14 protein-coding genes are annotated in these 19458 nt (G+C 69.4%); 6 read left to right on the forward strand and 8 right to left on the reverse strand.

All coding sequences use genetic code 11. From position 1 onward, the window contains the following. The first annotated feature begins 3 nt into the window (after window positions 1–3). The 3 genes from kdpC (at window position 4) to H7F38_RS10995 (ending at window position 4095) form a co-directional block, all read left to right on the forward strand. Window positions 4–690 (forward strand): potassium-transporting ATPase subunit KdpC, encoded by a 687-nt coding sequence (gene kdpC / locus H7F38_RS10985; protein WP_187094085.1) that lies wholly within the window; start codon window positions 4–6, stop codon window positions 688–690. Window positions 691–779: 89 nt separating this feature from the next. Beyond that, the gene (locus H7F38_RS10990) at window positions 780–3392 is read left to right on the forward strand and encodes a DUF4118 domain-containing protein (RefSeq protein WP_222618590.1); all 2613 of its coding nucleotides are present in this window, start codon (window positions 780–782) and stop codon (window positions 3390–3392) included. A gap of 22 nt (window positions 3393–3414) precedes the next feature. Further along, complete coding sequence (locus H7F38_RS10995; protein ID WP_187094086.1) at window positions 3415–4095, forward strand: response regulator; 681 nt, start codon at window positions 3415–3417, stop codon at window positions 4093–4095. 567 nt (window positions 4096–4662) lie between these two features. Here H7F38_RS10995 and H7F38_RS11000 read toward each other — a convergent pair. The 3 genes from H7F38_RS11000 to H7F38_RS11010 form a co-directional block, all read right to left on the reverse strand. Next, entirely contained in the window at window positions 4663–5205 is a 543-nt protein-coding gene (locus H7F38_RS11000) for a cysteine hydrolase family protein (protein WP_187094626.1), read from the reverse strand. Window positions 5206–5348: 143 nt separating this feature from the next. Then, window positions 5349–6164: an alpha/beta fold hydrolase gene (locus H7F38_RS11005; RefSeq protein WP_187094087.1), complete on the reverse strand. Its 816-nt coding sequence runs from the start codon at window positions 6162–6164 to the stop codon at window positions 5349–5351. Between the two features lie 94 nt (window positions 6165–6258). Next, window positions 6259–7737 carry a cytosine permease gene (locus H7F38_RS11010; protein ID WP_187094088.1) on the reverse strand — a complete coding sequence of 493 codons (1479 nt, stop codon included), beginning with the start codon at window positions 7735–7737 and terminating at the stop codon, window positions 6259–6261. Window positions 7738–8251: 514 nt separating this feature from the next. Between H7F38_RS11010 and H7F38_RS11015 the strand changes: the two genes are divergently transcribed. After that, on the forward strand, window positions 8252–8629 hold the full coding sequence (locus tag H7F38_RS11015; RefSeq protein ID WP_187094089.1) for a PLD nuclease N-terminal domain-containing protein: 378 nt from the start codon (window positions 8252–8254) through the stop codon (window positions 8627–8629). Window positions 8630–8641: 12 nt separating this feature from the next. On the opposite strand, the gene meaB is transcribed toward H7F38_RS11015, so the two are convergent. The 4 genes from meaB to H7F38_RS11035 form a co-directional block, all read right to left on the reverse strand. Beyond that, window positions 8642–9634 carry a methylmalonyl Co-A mutase-associated GTPase MeaB gene (gene meaB, locus H7F38_RS11020; RefSeq protein ID WP_255498412.1) on the reverse strand — a complete coding sequence of 331 codons (993 nt, stop codon included), beginning with the start codon at window positions 9632–9634 and terminating at the stop codon, window positions 8642–8644. Window positions 9635–9650: 16 nt separating this feature from the next. Then, window positions 9651–11840 carry a methylmalonyl-CoA mutase gene (gene scpA, locus H7F38_RS11025; RefSeq protein ID WP_187094090.1) on the reverse strand — a complete coding sequence of 730 codons (2190 nt, stop codon included), beginning with the start codon at window positions 11838–11840 and terminating at the stop codon, window positions 9651–9653. After that, window positions 11837–13720 (reverse strand): methylmalonyl-CoA mutase family protein, encoded by a 1884-nt coding sequence (locus H7F38_RS11030; RefSeq protein WP_187094091.1) that lies wholly within the window; start codon window positions 13718–13720, stop codon window positions 11837–11839. The genes scpA and H7F38_RS11030 overlap by 4 nt, the downstream gene beginning before the upstream one ends. A 77-nt stretch (window positions 13721–13797) precedes the next feature. Then, the gene (locus H7F38_RS11035) at window positions 13798–15273 is read right to left on the reverse strand and encodes a glutamate-cysteine ligase family protein (RefSeq protein WP_187094092.1); all 1476 of its coding nucleotides are present in this window, start codon (window positions 15271–15273) and stop codon (window positions 13798–13800) included. A 178-nt stretch (window positions 15274–15451) separates the two neighbouring features. Here H7F38_RS11035 and H7F38_RS11040 point away from each other — a divergent pair, with 178 nt between their 5' ends. Next, the gene (locus H7F38_RS11040; protein WP_187094093.1) at window positions 15452–16705 is read left to right on the forward strand and encodes an amidohydrolase; all 1254 of its coding nucleotides are present in this window, start codon (window positions 15452–15454) and stop codon (window positions 16703–16705) included. Window positions 16706–16786: 81 nt separating this feature from the next. Here the strand turns inward: H7F38_RS11040 and H7F38_RS11045 are convergent, their stop codons facing one another. Then, entirely contained in the window at window positions 16787–17239 is a 453-nt protein-coding gene (locus H7F38_RS11045) for a gamma-glutamylcyclotransferase family protein (RefSeq protein WP_187094094.1), read from the reverse strand. 130 nt (window positions 17240–17369) lie between these two features. On the opposite strand from H7F38_RS11045, the gene H7F38_RS11050 reads away from it, so the two are divergent. Next, window positions 17370–19409 carry a glycosyltransferase gene (locus tag H7F38_RS11050; RefSeq protein WP_187094095.1) on the forward strand — a complete coding sequence of 680 codons (2040 nt, stop codon included), beginning with the start codon at window positions 17370–17372 and terminating at the stop codon, window positions 19407–19409. Window positions 19410–19458: the final 49 nt, after the last annotated feature.

Raw genomic sequence — 19458 nt, forward strand, 5'->3', positions numbered from 1 at the left:
CTCATGTCGACTCGAACTCTCCCCGCCTCCGCTGGTCCCGATCCGGAGGCGGGCGACACGGCCGCCTCGGCGGCAGCCCTCCAGCCACCCTCGGTCGGCACGGTGGTCTCGATCGCCGGTCGCCAGCTGCTGGTCGGACTACGTTTCCTGATCGCGATGACGATCATCCTGGGCATCGCCTATCCGCTGCTGGTCCTCGGTCTGGGCAAGGTGGTCTCGTCGTCGAACGCCAACGGGTCGTTGGTCACCGTCAACGGGAAGACGGTGGGCTCCAGCCTGATCGGCCAGAGCTTCACCGACGACAAATGGTTCCAGGGCCGTCCGTCGGCCGCCGGCAAGGGCTACGACCCGACCTCCTCGGGAGGCACCAACCTCAGTGCCGACTCGCAGGCGCTGCTCAAGGCCGTGAACGACGCCAGGGCCGCGATCGCCAAGTCCGACGGAGTCCCGGCGTCCCAGGTGCCGCCGGACGCGGTGACCTCGTCCGGCTCCGGTCTCGACCCCGACATCAGCGAGGCCTATGCGCTGATCCAGGTCGATCGGGTCGCCAAGGCTCGTGGCCTGGACGCCGCCAAGGTGCACGATCTGGTGGAATCGAACGTGACCACCCCCGTCCTCGGATTCATCGGGACGAGAATGGTCAATGTGCTGCAGTTGAACATCGCGGTGCAGAACCTGTCGGCCGGCTGAGAGGCGACGACGTCCTGCACAACGGGGGTGATGGCGATCGTTGTGCAGGACGTAGCGGGGAATCGACCCACAGAAGGCAGGATTGAACGGTGACCGACGTCAGCAGCACCCCCAAGGTGTCCTCTGGCGCCGGTAAACGCCCGGCCACCGGGCGACTCCGGGTGTACCTCGGGGCCGCGCCCGGCGTCGGCAAGACCGTGGCGATGCTCGGCGAGGCCAAGCGCCGGTTCGAGCGCGGTACCGACGTGGTGATCGGCGTCGTCGAGGACCACGGCCGCGAGCACACCCGGGAGTGCGTCGAGGGACTCCCGGTGATACCCCGCCGGGTCTCCGAACACCGCGGCGTCCAGTTGTCCGAGATGGACCTCGACGCCATCCTGGCCCGTCATCCCGCCGTGGTACTGGTCGACGAACTCGCCCACACCAACGCCCCCGGCTCCCGGAACGCCAAGCGCTGGCAGGACGTCCAGGCGCTCCTGGCGGCCGGCATCAACGTCGTCACCACCGTCAACATCCAGCATCTGGAATCCCTGAACGACGTGGTCGCCGGCATCACCGGCGTGGTGCAGGCCGAGACGGTGCCCGACGACGTGGTGCGTGCCGCGGACCAGATCGAACTGGTCGACATGAGCCCCCAGTCGCTGCGCCGCCGGATGGCCCACGGGCACATCTATCCGGCCGGCACCATCGACACCGCGCTGGGCAACTACTTCCGCGAGGGCAACCTCACCGCGCTGCGCGAGCTGGCGCTGCTGTGGGTGGCGGACCGGGTGGACGAGGGCCTGGAGCGGTATCGACGCGAACACGGCATCACCGGGACCTGGGCGGCCAGGGAGCGCATCGTGGTGGCGCTGACCGGAGGCGCCGAGGGACCGCTGCTGTTGCGGCGCGGGGCCCGGATCGCCGGTCGGGTGTCCGGTCGGGACCTGGTCGCCGTGCACATCGTCAGATCCGACGGCTCGATGGGGGCTCCGTCGGCCGAGATCCAGAGCCAGCGCCTGTTGGTGGAGAGTCTCGGGGGGAGCTTCCAGCTGATCGTCGGCGACGACATCGCAGCTGCTGTACTGGATTTCGCCCGTGGCATCAACGGAACCCAGATCGTGGTCGGTGCCTCGCGGCACGGGCGCATGACGCAGCTGGTGCGGCCGAGTACCTCGATGGCGATCGTGCGCGACTCCGGCGACATCGACGTGCACGTGGTGACCCATCAGCACGTCTCGAGCCGCCGGCTGGCCCCGCGGCGTCAGCGGACCTCGCGCAGTCGGTGGGCCTGGGCGGCCTCCGTCGGGGTACCGATCGTGCTGGCGGTCGTCATGCTGCTGGCGCGCGACGGGCTAAACCTGCCGACCGTCCTGCTGATCTTCCTGCTCGGCGTCCAGACGACGGCGCTGATCGGGGGTGTGCTGCCGGCGGCCGTCACCGCCATCATCGCGAGTGTCCTGGCCAACCTGCTGTTCACTCCGCCGTACGGGTCGCTGACGATCGCCGAGCCCCAGAATGCTTTCGCGCTGGTGGTTTTCATCGTCGTGGGGGTGACGGTGGCCTCCATCGTCGATCGCAGTCGCACCGCCGCCGGGCAGGCCGCGCGCGGGCAGGCCGAGGCGCAACTGCTGGCCGCCGTGGCCACCACCCTCGCGCTGCCGGGCGATCCGCTGACGGCCGTCCTCGAGCAGGCCAGGGTCGGCTTCGGGATGACCAGGGCGGTCCTGCTCAAGACCGCCGGCGGCCCCCAGAACACCGGGGGCCGCGAGGTGATCGCGGAGGTGGGCGATCATCTGCCGGACGGGACCAACCCGATCGGTACGGCCGACGTGGTGGTCACCGCCGGTGATGAGGAGCAGTGGTCGCTGGCCCTGTTCGGTCATCCGCTGGACGCCGCCGACCAGCAGTTGGTCGAGGTGGTGGCGGCCCAGGCCGTCCTGGCCCTCGAGCGCAACGAGCTGGAGGCCGAGGCCGGCCAGGCCGAGCGGCTCAGGCAGTCGGACGTCGTGCGGACCGCCATCCTGGCCGCGGTCTCGCACGATCTGCGGACCCCGCTGGCGACCATCAAGGCGTCCATGTCGAGCCTGCGGGACAGCACGGTGAAGTGGTCGGACCAGGATCAGGCCGAGTTGCTCGCGGCGACCGACGAGGCGGCCGACCAGTTGGACGGGCTGCTCGCCAACCTGCTGGACCTCAGCCGGCTGCAGACCGGCGTGCTCGTCCCCGTGCGCCGGCCGGTCTCGCTCGACGAGGTGGTCTACCGCGCACTGATCGGGCTGCCGACCGCGCGGCTGGAGATCGACATCAACGACGACCTCCCGCTGATCGACACCGATCGCGGGCTGCTCGAGCGGGTGGTGGCCAACATCGTCTCCAATGCGATCGGCCACTCGCCGCCGGAGAATCTGGTGCGGATCTTCGCCGGCGAGGTGCCGGGGGACCGTGGGGGCGCCGGGCGACTGATGCAGGTCCGGGTGGTCGACCACGGCCCCGGGGTGGCCGAGTCCGATCGCGAGGCGATGTTCGCGCCGTTCCAGCGGCTGGGCGACGCACCGGCCGGGTCGGGTATCGGGCTGGGGCTGGCGGTCGCGCGCGGCCTGGCGCAGGCCGTCGACGCCTCGATCGAGGTCGACGACACTCCGGGCGGCGGCCTGACCATGATCATCACGGTGCCGATCGCCGAACGCGGGACGGATACCGAGCCGTGGGGGGACGAATGAGTCGGGTGCTGGTGGTGGACGGATGAGTCGGGTACTGGTGGTGGACGACGACCTCGCGTTGGCCCGGGCGCTCGGCATCAATCTGCGGGCGCACGGCTACGAGGTGACGGTGGTCCACGACGGGAAGGCGGCGTTGGACCGGGTCGCGCACGTGCATCCGAACGTGGTCATCCTCGATCTCGGCCTTCCCGACATCGACGGTGTCGAGGTGCTGCAGGGCATTCGCGGATGGTCCTCGATCCCGGTGATCGTGCTGTCGGCCCGCTCCACCTCCGCCGAGAAGGTGGAGGCACTGGACGCCGGCGCCGATGACTACGTCACCAAACCGTTCGGCATGGCGGAGCTGCTGGCGCGGGTTCGCGCCGCCGTCCGCCGTGGCACACCGGGAACGGGGGAGGTCGTCGAGCCCGTGGTGACGGCCGACTTCACCGTCGACCTCGATGCCCACCGGGTCCTGCGAGGCGGTGAGCCCGTGCGTCTGACCCCCACCGAGTGGTCGATGCTGGAGATCCTGGTGCGGCATTCGGGAAAGCTGGTGCCGGGCAAGCAGTTGCTGGTCGAGGTCTGGGGCCCGGCCTACGAGACCGAGACCCACTACCTCCGGGTCTACATGGCTCAGCTGCGTCGCAAACTGGAGCCGGACCCCGCCAGGCCCCGCTACCTCATCACCGAGCCCGGAGTGGGGTACCGCTTCCAGGGCTGACCCGGGCTGACTCCCCGTGGTGACCCGCGGTGATTGCTCCGGCTGACTCTCGCGGCGGGGGTGGGGCACTGGTACGACGGGCCGGGTCTCGTCTGCCCGCCGGGCCGCGGGCCCCGCTGGCTGGTATGACGGGCCGGGTCTCGTCTGCCCGTCGGGCGGCTGGTAGGACGCTCGAGCGTCATACCGCCAGGTTCACGGTCATACCAGCCGGCGGGCGCGGGGCACTGGTATGACGGGCCGGGTCTCGTCTGCCCGCCGCCCCGCTGGCCCCGCTGGCTGGTATGACGGGCCGGGTCTCGTCTGCCCGTCGGGCGGCTGGTAGGACGCTTGAGCGTCATACCGCCAGGTTCACGGTCATACCAGCCGGGGGCGCGGGGCACTGGTAGGACGGGCCGGGTCTCGTCTGCCCGCCGCCCCGCTGGCTGGTATGACGGGCCGGGTCTCGTCTGCCCGTCGGGCGGCTGGTAGGACGCTTGAGCGTCATACCGCCAGGTTCACGGTCATACCGCCAGGTTCACGGTCATACCAGCCGGGGGCGCTGTCGTACCAGAGCGCCGGGGCGAGGTCTCAGACGACGAGTTCGGCCGAGGTGATGACGTCGGCGTAGTGGCCGGCCAGCGCAGCCAGGAACGCCGCGTGGACATCCGCTGCTGCCACCGTCCGGCCGCGGAACGTGAGATCCGGGGCGGCACAGGCGTCGGCGACCACCGTCACCGAGAGTCCGGAGTCCACTGCGGCGCGGACGGTGGCATCGATGCAGACACTGGTCATCATGCCCATGACGACCAGTTCGTCGATACCACCCTCCTTCAGCTTCTCCGACAGGTTGGTCTCGAGGAACGCGTTGGGGTGCGTCTTGACGATGATCGTCTCGTGCTCCAGCGGCGTGACCGCCGAATGGATCTCGACGCCCGTGGTGCCGGGTCGCATGTAGCCGGCCTCGGGGTCGTCCCAGACGTGCTGGACGTGGATCACCGGCTGGTTGTCCTGTCGGAATCGTTGCAACACAGTCCCTGCCACCTGCGCGGCGGCCTCGGGGCCGACGAGCGGGGATCCACCGCCGGGGAAGTAGTCGTTCTGGATGTCGATGATCAGCAACGCCTTGGTCACGCTGTTCTCCCACTCGGGTCCGGTGTCGGCCACGGTGCCGCTCCTGATTCCGACCCTATCCCTGGCGCGGGTCGCGGGTCGCTGGCGCGGGTCGCGGGTCGCGGGTCGCGAGAAGCTGCGGGGATGTCGGAGCAGCCGGTGCCTCAGCCGCGCACAGCAGCGTCGACGGCGTGATGCTCGGCCAGGTCCCGGAGGTACCCGGCCAGCAGGTGCGGCGTCTCGACCTGCGGAACGTGGCCGGTACCGGGCATCGACTCGAACTGCGCACCCGGGATGGCGGCCGCGAAGGCCCGGCCGTAGTCGGGGTCGACGATCCGGTCGCTCTCGCCCCACAGCACCAGCGTGGGAACCGTGACCGCGATGAGCCTTTCGGCGAGGGTCGGGTCGCTCATCGAGGGTGCACCGCCGTACACGGCCAGGGCTGCACGGTTACCCGCCATGATCGCCATCTGCGCCTCCGAGGCCGGCGGCAACCGGAACACCGAGGGGTCGTGATAGCTCAGCTCGGCCACTTCGGTCAGGGTCAGCGAGAAGAAATCGGCGACAGGGTGGCCGGGGACCTCGATGCCGACGGCGTCCACCAGCACGACGGAGGCGATGCGGTTCGATGGCAGCAGGGCCATCTCCGCTGCGATCCAACCGCCGATCGAGTTGCCCACGACGATGACGTCGTGCAGGTCCATCGCCTCGAGCAGCCCGACGTAGAGGACTGCGAGGTCATGGATCGTGCTGAACTCCGCCGGTCGGCCGGTCCCGCCGAATCCGGGATGGGTCGGAGTGATGACCCGCACCGGCCGTTCGGTGGCCAACAGATCGGCGAACGCGGTCACCGACTGCGGACCTGCGCCGCCGTGCAGCATCAGGACGATGCGACCCCGTCCGCGGTCCGTCGTCAGCACCTCGACGTCTGTGCCGTTGATCGGGAGGGTGCACGCGTCGGAACGGGTCGGGTTGCTCATGGTGGTCACCATATATCATCATCCTGATATAAATAAGCTGACTGAGGATCAGTCCTCACGCCATGCAACGACCCGGGCAGATGCAACGACCGGCTCAGACCCGTTCCTGCGCAGCCACCCGTTGGCGGCAGAGCACCAGGTAGCCGAAGAACCCGATCGCGAGCGACAACACGATGCCCAGGTTGGACGAGGCCCACGAGCCGGTGCGGCCGCCCAACCCGAACGGCCCCAACAGGTATCCCTGCCACGACAGCCAGTTCACCTGGTTGACCACCAGTCCGAATCCGCCGAACGACCCCACCAGCATGAGGAGCACCGCGGCCCAGTTGACCGCGCCGTAACGGCCGCGGCTGGTGTAGAGGTCGTCATCGACGTAGTCGCTGCGGCGCAACAACAGGTCGGCCAGGAAGATGCCGGTCCAGGCCGCGATCGGCACACCGAGGGTGATCAGGAAACCGAAGAAGGAACCGAAGAAGTTGCCGGGGGCGACCCAGACGAGATAGATGGTGCCCAGCACCATGATCACGCCGTCGATCAGCACGGCCGAGTAGCGGGCGATCCTGAGCCCGAGACTCAACAGCGCCAGGCCGGAGGAATAGATGTCCAGCACCGCGCCCCCGATCTGGCCGAGCAACGCCACGAGGATGAACGGAATCAGGTACCAGGTCGGGAGAATGGTGCCAAGGCCGCCGATCTGGCTGGCGCCGACGGCGGTCGCCAGCGCCGGGCTGGAGCCGGTCAGCAGCAGACCGAACAGGATCAGGAAGACCGGCCCGATGGCCCCGCCCAGGGTGGTCCACCCGATGACGCGGGAACCCCTGACGGTCGTGGGAAGGTAGCGGCTGTAGTCGGCGCCGGTGTTGGTCCAGCTCAGGCCGAAGAGGGTGAAGCCGATGACCAGCGCACCGATGAACGCCGAGATCCCCCCAGTGGGAAGCCTTCTCAGGACGGTCACGTCGATGTGCTTGAACGTCAGGACGAGATAGCCGATCGTCAGGACGATCATCACCAGGGTGATGTACTTCTGGAATCTCATCACGGTGTCGAAGCCCAGGAACCCGGCGGTACCGATCACCGTGGCGACGACGACGAAGGCGATCACCCTGGTCAGGACCCCATCGCTCCACCCCAGTCGCAGGAAGACCGTGTCCACCGCGAAGATGCACAGCACCACCGTCACCGTCTCGAATCCGACCAGGAGCAGATAGCTGACCAGGGTCGGGAGCTTGTTGCCGAGGAAGCCGAAGGCGGCGCGGGACAGCACCATGGTCGGGGCCGATCCCCGCTTGCCGGCGAGCGAGGTGAAGCCGACGAGCAGGTACGACAGGACGATGCCGATGACGCCGGCGATCAGGGCCTGCCAGAACGAGACGTTGGCGAACAGGAGATACACGGCGTACCCCATGCCGAGCACGCCGATGTTGGCGCCACACCATGGCCAGAAGAGGTCGGACGCCTGACCCTTTCGCTCCACCGGAGCGATGACGTTGATGCCGTTCCGTTCGATCGTGGGGGTGATCGCCGGCAATTCCGGTAGATCGGGTTGACGGTCGGGTCTTGCAGTGGTGGTCATCTCGGAGGCCTTTCCAGCGCGGCGGCGAACGGTCGACGTGAGAGCCCGGACCATTCGCCGACGACAGTGACGGCTAGGTCCGCGCGAATCGATCCACTGCAGACAGCGCCGCAGGATCGGGAGACACCGGGACGCAGGACGCCGGCTCACCCGATGCACGAACACCGGGCCCGCCGCCCTGCCGGCGATGTCGTCCCGCGAACAGCGCAGCCGTGGCCACGATTCGGCCGCTCGCCACGGCCACTCCGATCGCCACGACTCCTCCGACTGTGCGTGCTCGAGCCGGGTGGGCTCCGATGGAAATGGGGTGGTCCGAGGTTAGAGCCAGCGTCGCGGGTAGGTCAAAGATCAGCCGGATCACGCCCGCTCGGGTACTGACAGCCACCTGTGGGTCTGCCATGATGTGCCTCACCGGGGACACCCACCGGGGACACCCACCGGCATCACCGGGCAACAACCACCGGGCGGTCATCGTCCGGCACCGGGCGCGACGAGCAGAATCGGGGAGACCAGAATGCTGTACCTGGACGGGATCGTCGGCCTCGCGCTTCTCGCGCTCTGGGTGTTCTGCCTGGTCGACGTGATCGGGACGCCCACCGATGCGGTCCGCAACCTGCCGAAGTTGCTGTGGCTCGTCGTGATCATCTTCCTGTCCTGGATCGGCTGCCTGCTCTGGTTCTTCTTCGGGCGCCCCCAGGTGGGTCGGCAGGCCACCACCGGCTTCTACGAGGGCGCCCAGTCCAAGGGTTTTCCCGAGTACGAGCGGCTGGGCCGCTCCACCGCCGGCGACAGTGCCGCCGATGCGGAGTTCCTCCGGCAGTGTCGGGAACGCGCGGAGTTGCAGCGGGTCCGCTACCAGCAGAGCCGTCGGGACGACCCGGAGCAGAACTAGGGCGCGCTACGGTCACTGCGCGTCGTAGGCAGCCAGGAGCTGATCCGCCGCCGCCGCGGCCGAGAGCCGGCCGTCGCCGACGGACGCGGTGATCGTGTCCCGGATCGCCGAGATGCCGGCGGACCGGCGGAGCCGCTGGTCCAGTTCGTCACGCACCAGGGCCCACGTTAGGTCGATCTGCTGGGCGGCACGTTTCGCGGCCAGCCCGACGGACCCGAGGTCGTCTCGGTGCGCCGAGACGGCGACCCAGAGCTCCGGTAGACCGGCACCGGTCATCCCCGAGCAGGTGAGCACCGGTGGAACCCAGCCGTCCCGGCCCCGGACCAGCCGCACCGCTCCGCCCAGCTCGCGCGCCGTCGCCCCGGCCTCGATCAGGTGCTCACCGTCGGACTTGTTGACCGCGATGACGTCGGCCAGCTCGATGACGCCCTTCTTGATGCCCTGCAACTGATCTCCGGTGCGGCTCAGGGTCAGCAGCAGGAAGGTGTCCACCATCGCGGCGACCGTGGTCTCGGACTGGCCGACGCCGACGGTCTCCACGATCACCACGTCGAAACCGGCGGCCTCCAGCACGGTGATGGCCTGGGCGGTGGCCCGGGCGACCCCGCCGAGCGTGCCGGCGTTCGGGGAGGGCCTGATGTAGGCGTTCGGCTCGCCGGAAAGGCGCGGCATCCTGGTCTTGTCACCGAGTACGGAGCCGCCGGTGCGTGAGCTGGAGGGATCGACCGCCAGGACCCCGACCCGATGCCCGGCGGCGGTCAGCGTGCAGCCGAGCGATTCGATCAGCGTCGACTTGCCGGCTCCGGGCGCGCCCGAGATCCCGACCCGTACCGCTCCGCCCGCATGCGGCGACAACAGCGCGTAGAGCTTCCTCGCGGCCACCCGATGATCGGTCCTGGTCGATTCCATCAGGGTGATCGCGCGCGACATGGCGGCTCGGCCCCGAACGGTCCCCGGGTCGTCCAGGATGGCCGTCGCCAGGGCTTCCGGATCCGGCCCGGACACGGAGGTCAACGGTGTGTCATCTCGCCGGGGTCAGGGCGGCGGACAATCTGGCGAGCAGGTCCAGCGCCGACTCGGCGATGACGGTGCCGGGACCGAAGACGGCGACCGCACCGGAGGCCATCAGCTCCGGGATGTCATCGGGTGGCACCACTCCGCCCACGACGATCAGGATGTCCGGACGTCCGGCCGCGGCCAGCGCCGCACGCAGCAGCGGCACCAGCGTCAGGTGGCCACCGGCCAGCGAGGACACCCCGACGACGTGCACGTCGGCGTCGACCGCCTGGGCCGCCACCTCTTCCGGTGTGGAGAACAGGGGCCCGACGTCGACGTCGAAGCCCAGGTCGGCGAACGCGGTGACGATCACCTTCTGCCCGCGGTCGTGTCCGTCCTGACCCATTTTGGCCACCAGGATGCGCGGGCGACGGCCCTGCTCGACCTCGAAACGAGCGCTCGCCGCCAGCACGGCGTCGATGCTCGCCCGCCCGGCGCCGGCGGTGGATGCCTCGGCCCGGTACACCCCGGAAATGGTACGGATGACCGCGGAGTGACGCCCGTAGACCTCTTCCAGTGCGTCGGAGATCTCGCCGACCGTCGCCCTCGCCCTGGCCGCCCGGACGGCGAGTTCCAGCAGGTTGCCGGACAGGTCGGCGCCCTGCCGGTAGGGAACGGCGGCCGCCGTCGTCAACGCGGCGAGGGCATCGGCCACCGCCTGGGGATCGCGCTCCGCCCGCAGCCTGAGCAGGCGGGCGATCTGTGCTTCGCGCACCGTGTGGTTGTCGACCTTGAGCACGTTGAGCGGCTCGTCGGTGGACGGCGGGTAGGTGTTCACCCCGATGACGGCCTGCGCGCCCGTGTCGATGCGGGCCTGGGTGCGGGCGGCCGCCTCCTCGATGCGCATCTTCGGCAGTCCGGCCTCGATGGCCTTGGCCATGCCACCGGCGGCCTCGACCTCCTGGATCCGGGCCCACGCCAGTTCGGCCAGATCGTGGGTCAGCCGCTCCACGTAGTACGACCCTCCCCAGGGGTCGATGATGCCGGTGGTGCCTGATTCCTGCTGGAGCACCAGCTGGGTGTTCCGGGCGATGCGGGCCGAAAAATCGGTCGGCAGCGCGATCGCTTCGTCCAGGGCGTTGGTGTGCAGCGACTGGGTGTGGCCCTGGGTGGCGGCCATCGCCTCGATGCAGGTGCGCGCCACGTTGTTGAAGGGATCCTGGGCCGTGAGCGACCACCCGGAGGTCTGGCAGTGGGTCCGCAGCGAGGTCGACTTCGGATTCGTGGCATCGAGTTCGGTGACCAGGCGGCACCACAGGGCCCGGGCCGCACGCAGCTTGGCGACCTCCATGAAGAAGTTCATGCCGGTACCGAAGAAGAAGCTCAGCCGCGGGGCGAACGCATCGATGTCGAGCCCGGCCGCCTTCCCGGTGCGCAGATATTCCAGTCCGTCCGCGAGGGTGTACGCCAGTTCGAGATCGGCGGTCGCACCTGCCTCCTGGATGTGATAACCGGAGATCGAGATCGAATTGAACTTCGGCATCTTCGCCGCGGTGTAGGTGAAGATGTCGGAGATGACCCGCATCGACGGTTCCGGCGGATAGATGTAGGTGTTGCGGACCATGAATTCTTTGAGGATGTCGTTCTGGATGGTGCCCGCCAACTGCTCGGGCGCGACGCCCTGCTCCTCCGCGGCCACGATGTACAGGGCCAGGATCGGCAGCACCGCACCGTTCATCGTCATCGAGACGCTGATCTCCGCCAGCGGGATGCCGTCGAACAGCTGCCGCATGTCCAGGATGGAATCGATGGCCACACCGGCCATCCCGACGTCACCGGCCACCCGGGGATGATCTGAGTCGTAGCCGCGGTGGGTCGGTAGATCGAAGGCGACCGAGAGACCCTTCTGGCCGGCCGCGAGGTTGCGCCGGTAGAACGCGTTCGACTCGCCCGCGGTGGAGAAGCCGGCGTACTGACGGATCGTCCACGGTTGGGTGGTGTACATGGTCGGGTACGGTCCCCGCAGGAATGGCGGCAGCCCGGGGTAGGTCTCCAGGGCGTCCAGGCCCGCCAGATCCTCCGCCGTGTAAAACTCCTGCACCGCAATGCCTTCGGGCGAGAGCCACGGCTCTGCCCTTGGGGGGCCGGGGATCGGCTCTGGGCCGGGCTCCGCCGATTCCAGGGGAAGGTCGGCGAAGGATTTCGGAATGGTCATCGGTAGGCCCCCTCGTCGGGCAGCTGGGCCCTGGTCCGCTGCAGGAAGGCGACCACGTCGTCGCCGATCGCCAGGCTGTCGTCGACCAGTTGCGCCAGTTCGGGTTTCGGTCGCCCGGCCAGGATCACCCACTGGGCTCCGTTGGTGCGCAGGGCCCAGATGGCGGCGGGGCCGTCGGCGTCGTAGGCCGCGTCCGTACCGGCGAGGCAGACCACCGCCGATCCGTCGTAGCGGCTCAGCATCTCCGCCACCGTGGTGTTCCCGCCCGCCGTCGTCGTGTCGATACCACCGGTGGCCAGGGTGTTGCGGGCGAAGCTCGCGCGAGCGGTGTGCGCGGCCACCTCACCGAGGGTGGCCAGGAAAACCGTTGTTCCGCAGGGATTGTCCCGCATCGATTCGAAGTCGGCGGCCCAGCCGGCCGGCTCCGGATGCTCGAACGGGCGCCGACGGAGCCGGGGTTCCCGCGGCTGCGGGAACTCGCTCACGCCCGTGACGGCCTGCCTGCGGGTACTCAGACGTCGTCGGCGTTCGGCCGCCACGGTGGCCCAACGGCCCGCGACCGAGCCGTCGGCCAGCGCGGCGAGGATCCCGCCGGCGGCTTCGATCCGCTGGAACTCGGCCCATCCGGCCGCGGCCAGTTCGTCGGTCAGCGCCTCGACGGCGTGGGCGCCACCGCCCGGATCGGCCGCGATCGCCACCCCGGCCTCGGACAGCAGGAGTGAGGAGGTGTTGCGGGCCAGTCGGCGTCCGAGGGATTCCGGGATACCGAGGGCGGAGTCGAACGGCAGCACCGTCACGGCAGCGGCCCCACCGACACCGGCAGCGAACGCAGAGATGGTGCCGCGCAACAGATTGGTCCACGGGTCGTACCGGGTGATCATCGGCCAGGAGGTGACGCCGTGCTGCGCCTGGGCCCGGGCGGCCGGGGCGGCGCCGGAGAGCTGCGCGACCCGGCGCCAGAGCGTCCGGGCCGCGCGGAATTTCGCCATCGTGACGAACTGGTCCGCGGTCGCGGCGTAGCGGAACTCCAGCAGTTGCAGGGCCACCTCGAGCGGCATGCCCGCCTCGGTCATGCGGCGGAGGTAGGCCACCCCGACCGCCAGGCTGTAGCCGAGCTCGCCGACCTCGGCGGCGCCGGCGTCATGGGCGACGGTGGCATCGACGACGATGCCGCGGACGCCCAACCGCACGGCGAGATCGGCGATCGCCGTCAGGTCCGTCAGATCCGGGGCAAGATGCGCCAGAGCAGCGGCAAGATCCGTCAGGGCCGGCGCCGGGCCGGTGGTGCCCGGCGCCGGGGCCGTCTGCTCCGGTGCGGAAGCGAACCGGACGGACTGCCCGATCGGGTCGGCACCGAGATTGCAGAACGGATGCGGGCCCTCGCCGCGCGGGAGCAGATCGGCGAGCGCCCAGGCGGCCTGGATCGGCGTCACACCGCCACCGGCCTGCACGATGACCGGGGCGAGGTCCAGATAGACCTCGTCGAGCACCAGGGGCAGGTCCTCCAGGCGAGTCCCGTTGCCGCCCAGCGTGATCCACAGTGACGTGACTCCGTTGGACAGGTCCTCGATCACCGTGGACGCAGCCTTGGTGGCGTCCGGGTCGACCACCCGGCCGCGGATGTCCCAGCCACGGGTGGCCGGCCGGCGGGGGGCCCCACGGGTGAACGGCTCCACCCCGGGGTCTTCGCGGTCGGCTCGGCGGGGGGCCATGGCCGGGATCCGGAGTCCGTCGACCGTCGTTCGGGCCAGCAGTTCCTCCGGGCTGCCCGCGCGTCCGGACCTGGCCAGGACGGCCTGGGCGGCCCGCTCCCAATCGTCGCGCGTGGCCACCGGCGCGCCGGAGAGCCGCAGGTGCGCTTCGTCGAGCTGATCGACCATGGGCTGATAGTAGGAGAAAGGCACCCGGTTGCCACGCATCGGGGCGCCGAACGGTCCCCGGTGCTACCCGGACCGGGTCACGGCAGGTCCCAGGTGTGCACGGGCTCGTTGGAATGCATGCCGATCGAGTAGAGCCGCAACATCTCGGTGAGGGCCCGGTCCCGGGTCATCCCGGTGGCCTCGAGCCGACCCACCGTCTCGCTCTGCCACCACGATCCGTTGCGCCGTAGCTTGCACCGTTCCTCGACGATGCCCAGGTAGCGATCCCGGGTGGTCGCCCCGACGCCCCAGCGTTCGAGCCCCTGCTCGGCCAACGGCAGCAGATGACGCAGGATCAGTTCGTCCCAGCTGACCTCGCCGAAACCGGGCCAGTAGAAGATCGCGTCGATGCCGAGTCTGGCCCCCTCATCGAAGTTCGCCTTGGCCGCGTCGAACGACATCTTCGTCCAGACCGGACGATCTTCCGCGGCCAGCATCCTGACCGCTCCGTAGTAGAAGGCCGCATTGGCCAGCACGTCCACGACGGTCGGTCCGGCCGGCAGCACCCGGTTCTCCACCCGCAGGTGCGGGACGCCGTCGACCACGTCGTAGACCGGGCGGTTCCAGCGGTACACCGTCCCGTTGTGCAGCCGGAGTTCCTGCAGCCGTGGGGCCTGGCCGGCGGCCAGGACCGCCTCCGGCTCTTCGTCAGTGGTCTCGGGCAGCAGCGCCGGGAAGTAACGGACGTTCTCCTCGAACAGATCGAAGATCGAGGTGATCCAGCGCTCGCCGAAGAACACCGGCGGCCGGACGCCCTGGTTGCGCAGCTCGGGGGATCGGGTGTCGGTCGCCTGCAGGAACAGCTCCGTCCTGGTCTCGGCCCAGAGTCTCCTGCCGAACAGGAACGGTGAGTTGGCCCCGAGTGCCAGCTGTGGGCCGGCCAAGGCCTGGGCGGCGTTCCAGGTGGCCGCGAAGTCCTCGGGCGACACCTGCAGGTGCAGCTGCACCGACGTGCAGGCCGACTCGGGGGCGATGGTGTCGGCGAACATCTTCAGACTCTCGACGCCGGTGATGTCGAGCTCGAGGTCCTCTCGGCGTTGCGCGAAGATCGCGTCGCTCAGTGCCGCGTAGCGGGGGTTCGCGCTCATCCAGTCGTGGTGGAAGTGCTCCGGCCGCAGTGTCGGCAGGATCCCGATCGAGATGATCTCCGACCCCGACTGGTTGGCCATCGCCTCTGCGTGGTTCATCGAGTCGCGGAGCATCTTCTCCAGGTCCAGCAACGAGTCGCCGGTCAGCGGTCCGGGCGGGACGTTGAGTTCGATGTTGTACTGGCCCAGTTCGGTCTGGTACGCCGGATCGGCGATGGCGGCCAGCACCCGGGCATTGGCCATGTCCGGCTGCCAGTCCCGGTCGACGAGGTTCAACTCGATCTCCAGCCCGGTGAGCGGTTCGTCGAAGTCGAACTTGTGCTCGGCCAGCATCCTCTCGAAGACATCCAGGCAACGTCGGACCTTCTCGCGGTAGCGCTGACGCTGCTCCCTGGTGAACGAACCGCTGGAGATGTCGTCGCCCATGGTTCCTCCGGTGTGCTGGGTCACCTCGCTGCGCGGCCATCGCCGTCACCCACCCGGCCACGCCCGTCACAGCCAACCACACGGGTAACGTGGCCCGCGTCCCGGCTCGTGCGCCCGATGGCAGGGGCATGGCGGGACCGGGCAGCACAAGTGAACGATCCTCGATGATGGCGGGCAGATGACCTCCTCCGGCGCGATGGCGCAGCTCCAGATCCCGACCGACCTCGGTGCCGGGCGCGGCCCCGAGTGGCTCGACGCCTACCTGGCCGGTGGGTTGGACGGCCTCGTCGCACTGCGCCGGCAGATCCACTCGCACCCCGAACTGGCCCGGAGCGAGTCGGGGACCTCGGAGTTGATCCTGAACGCCCTCGCCACCGCCGGCATCAGCGGGAAGCTGCTGCCCGTGGGGACCGGGGTGGTGGCCGAGATCGGTTCCGGTGAAAGGGTCATCGCGCTGCGGGCCGACATCGACGCCCTGCCACTGCGGGAGGCGTCCGGACTCCCCTTCGCCTCCAGCGTGCCGGGGATCTGCCACGCGTGCGGTCACGACGTGCACACGACGGCGCTGATCGGCGCGGCGCAGGCCCTGGCCCGGGCAGGCGATCTGCCGGGACGGGTCAGGCTGATCTTCCAGCCGGCCGAGGAGGTGATGCCGGGCGGCTCGCACGACGTCATCGTGGCGGGGCTGTTGGAGGGCGTGGAGAAGATCTTCACGATCCACTGCGATCCACGGCTGGAGGTCGGCCGGGTGGGGTTGCGGGCCGGTCTGATCACCTCGACCAGTGACGTCGTGGAGGTACTGCTGACGGGCCCCGGTGGCCACACCGCGCGTCCCCACCTCACCGCCGATCTGATCTACGCCCTCGGCCTGGTGATCACCGGACTGCCCGCGCTGCTCACCCGCCGGATGAACCCGCGGTCGGTCCCGGTGATGGTGTGGGGCAACGTCAGGTCCGGGATCGCCGACAATGCGATCCCCGAATCAGGGTCGTTGCGCGGCACCCTGCGTCTGATGGACCGCGCCGGCTGGGACCTGGCCGAACCGCTGGTCCGGGAACTGGTCGCCGACCTGCTCGCCCCGACCAGGGTCGGCTTCACCGTCAACTACCTGCGCGGGGTCCCTCCGGTGGACAACGACGCGGCCTGCACCGCAGTCCTGGCGGCCGCGGTGGGCGCCGCCGTCGGCGCGGGAGGGGTTGCGGTGGCGGAGCAGTCGACCGGCGCCGAGGACTTCGCGGAGTTCCTGGGCTACGCCCCCGGAGCGCTGGCCAGGCTGGGCGTCTGGGATGGCGTCGGACCGCAGGTCGACCTCCACTCGCCGGGGTTCTGGGCCGACGAGCGGGCCATCGCCGTCGCCGTCCGGCTCTTCGTGCACACCGCACTCGAGTCGCTCTCTCTACCACCGTCAGCACCGGATCGAGCGGTTGGCTAAAGCGGGCAAATCAGACAAAAATGGCCCATAGCCAACCGCTCGACGGGGGTTTGGGGGGCGCGCGGGGCGGGGGGCGGGGGCTCAGGTGCCGTTCGACCGGCAGGGCCGGCGGCGCATCTGGGCGACGTACTCGGTCGGCGCGTCTGCAGCCTCGGCCGCGTCCGCGATGACACCGAGGTAACGCGCGGACGGCACGCCGCCCTCGAACGCCTGCAGGGCGTAGAGCCAGGCCAGCTTGTCGCCCTCCAGGGTCTGCACCATGAGCCGGATCTTGGTGTACAGGCCCAGATCGGCGCCTTCCCACGAGTCCAGGTTGCGTTCGTCCGACGAGGCCATGTCGTACAGCACGACGAACACGCTGGACTCCGGCTCCTCGACGACCATCGCCAGCGCGCCCTCCCAGCCCAGGTCCTCGCCGCCGAACGTCAGCCGCCAACCCGGCAGCCAACCGGTGCCGGCGACGGGGGAGGAGGGGCAGCGCTGCAACATCTGCGCCGGGTCCATGTTGGACCCGTACGCCGCATAGAGAGCCATGTTGCGCAGCCTATCGGCACATCAGCCGTCGGCCGACGCCGCCGGAGGTGGTCGGCATTCGCGGACCGTGTCCGGCGAAAGGGGCCGCGTCAACGCCGGGAGGCGCCTGCGACATGGCAGGATCGGCCGCGTGGCAGACCAGGTGCAGCAGATCACCGTGCAGCGGATCCTCGGCCCGACGAACGCTGCGGCGCAGGGCGACCGGGAACGTCCGGTCACGTTGTGGCGGAACCCGATGCTGATCGAATTCCCCGAGCACACCGCCCCGGTGGCCTCGGTGATCATCCCGGTGCACGGGCAGTGGACGGTGACGCAGGACTGCCTGCAGTCGCTGTCCCGCCTGCACTCGAGCACGCCGTTCGAGGTCGTCGTCGTCGACGACTGCTCGCCGGACGACACGGCTGACGAACTCGCGGCCATCCCGGGCCTGCGTCACGTCCGGACCGGGCGCAACACCGGTTTCGTCGGCGCGTGCAACCTCGGCGCCGAGCACGCCCGCGGCTCGGTCCTGGTCTTCCTGAACAACGACACGCTGGTGCACCATCGTTGGCTGGACGTGCTGGTCGAGACCCTCGACCAGGACCCGACGATCGGGTTGGTGGGCTCGCTGCTGATGTACCCGGACGGGCTGGTCCAGGAGTCGGGCGGCATCATCTTCCAGGACGGCTCCGGCCACAACTTCGGGCGGCGTTGGTGGCCCGAGAACTCGGCCATCCGGGGGACGCGTGAGGTCGACTACTGCTCCGGAGCCTCCATCGCAGTGCGGCGCGCCCTTTTCGAGGAGCTGGGTGGTTTCGACATCCGTTACGCACCAGCGTATTACGAAGATGTCGACCTCTGCTTCGGAATCCGCAGTCTCGGCTACCGGGTCGTCGTGCAGCCGGAGTCGGTGCTCACCCATCTCGAGGGCGTCAGCAACGGCAGGGACGACACCGGGGGTCTGAAGAGGTTCCAGCGGGTCAACCGTGCCGCCTTCCTGCGGAAGTGGCGGAAGGAACTGGTGGTCAACGGCCCGAACGACGGTCCGGCGTCGGTGTGGAACGGCCGCCATCGCCGCCCCAGGGGGATGGTGCTGATCTACGAGTCCGACGTGCCGACCCCCGATCAGGATGCGGGGTCCCGGCGGCTCAAGGCGATCATCGACGAATTGCGCGGCCTCGGTTTTGCGGTCTACCTCGCTCCGGCGAAGCGGCGCGGCCTCCAGCCCTACACGCGCGATCTGGAGCGTGAGGGCGTGACGGTCCTGACCACCCTGGAGGAGCAGCACGGGTTCCTGATCGAGGCCGGTCCGGCGATCAGCACGATCATCCTCAGCCGTCCGCAGGTGGCCGGCGCGGTGATGGAGCAGGTGCTGCAGTACGCGCCGGATGCGCTGACCATCTACGACTCGGTCGACCTGCACGGCCGGAGGCTGCTGGCCCAGTCGGAGATCGAGAACGACCCGAGACTGCGCCGGATGGCCGGCTACATCTGGGAACTCGAGCGGACGGCGATGAAGATCACCGACATCACGCTCGTCGTGTCGCCGGTGGAGAAGGAATATCTCGCCGGCCGTGAACCGGGGGTCCAGGTCGAGCTTCTCTCCCTGGTCCACCAGGCGGTGGTGACCGATCCGCGACCGACCGGCCGACGGGACATCGTCATGGTCGGCAACTACAACCACCCGCCCAACATCGATGGTGCGCAATGGATGTCGCGTGAGGTGATGCCGCTGATCAGGAAGGTCGTCCCCGACGCCACGCTGAATCTCGTCGGGTCCAACCTCGGTCCGGCCGTGGCCGCGCTGGCCGGTCCAGGGGTCGAGGTGGTCGGCTGGGTCAAGGACCTCGCGCCGGTCTACGCCGCGGCGCGGGTCGTGGTGGCGCCGCTGCGTTTCGGCGCGGGAGTCAAGGGCAAGGTGGCCGAGGCGGTGGAGCACGGGTTGCCCATCGTCGGGACCTCGGTGGCGTTCGAGGGCATGCCGGTGATCGCCGGAACGGACGTGGCCGTGGGTGACACTCCAGAAGCCTTCGCCGCCGCAGTGATCAAGCTCCTGCAGGACGACGACCAGTGGGTCAGCATGGCGGCCAGCGGACAACGGCGCATCCTGGAGGCGTTCTCCCCGAAGCAGGCCCGGACCGTGCTGGAGCGGATCCTGAACGACGTCCCGGGATGGACCAGGGCCGGCTGACGGTCGGCACCGGCCGGAAACAGGGTCGGGCGGCCGAGCACCATCGGGC

The sequence above is a fragment of the Nakamurella sp. PAMC28650 genome, from assembly GCF_014303395.1.
In the GTDB taxonomy this organism is placed as follows: Bacteria; Actinomycetota; Actinomycetes; order Mycobacteriales; family Nakamurellaceae; genus Nakamurella.

Bases quoted from the DNA above. Each gene is read 5' to 3' on its own strand.
- kdpC (WP_187094085.1), top strand. From the start codon at position 4: ATGTCGACTCGAACTCTCCCCGCCTCCGCTGGTCCCGATCCGGAGGCG.
- H7F38_RS10995 (WP_187094086.1), top strand. From the start codon at position 3,415: ATGAGTCGGGTACTGGTGGTGGACGACGACCTCGCGTTGGCCCGGGCG.
- H7F38_RS11005 (WP_187094087.1), bottom strand. From the start codon at position 6,164: ATGAGCAACCCGACCCGTTCCGACGCGTGCACCCTCCCGATCAACGGC.
- H7F38_RS11010 (WP_187094088.1), bottom strand. From the start codon at position 7,737: ATGACCACCACTGCAAGACCCGACCGTCAACCCGATCTACCGGAATTG.
- H7F38_RS11015 (WP_187094089.1), top strand. From the start codon at position 8,252: ATGCTGTACCTGGACGGGATCGTCGGCCTCGCGCTTCTCGCGCTCTGG.
- scpA (WP_187094090.1), bottom strand. From the start codon at position 11,840: ATGACCATTCCGAAATCCTTCGCCGACCTTCCCCTGGAATCGGCGGAG.
- H7F38_RS11030 (WP_187094091.1), bottom strand. From the start codon at position 13,720: ATGGTCGATCAGCTCGACGAAGCGCACCTGCGGCTCTCCGGCGCGCCG.
- H7F38_RS11035 (WP_187094092.1), bottom strand. From the start codon at position 15,273: ATGGGCGACGACATCTCCAGCGGTTCGTTCACCAGGGAGCAGCGTCAG.
- H7F38_RS11040 (WP_187094093.1), top strand. From the start codon at position 15,452: ATGACCTCCTCCGGCGCGATGGCGCAGCTCCAGATCCCGACCGACCTC.
- H7F38_RS11045 (WP_187094094.1), bottom strand. From the start codon at position 17,239: ATGGCTCTCTATGCGGCGTACGGGTCCAACATGGACCCGGCGCAGATG.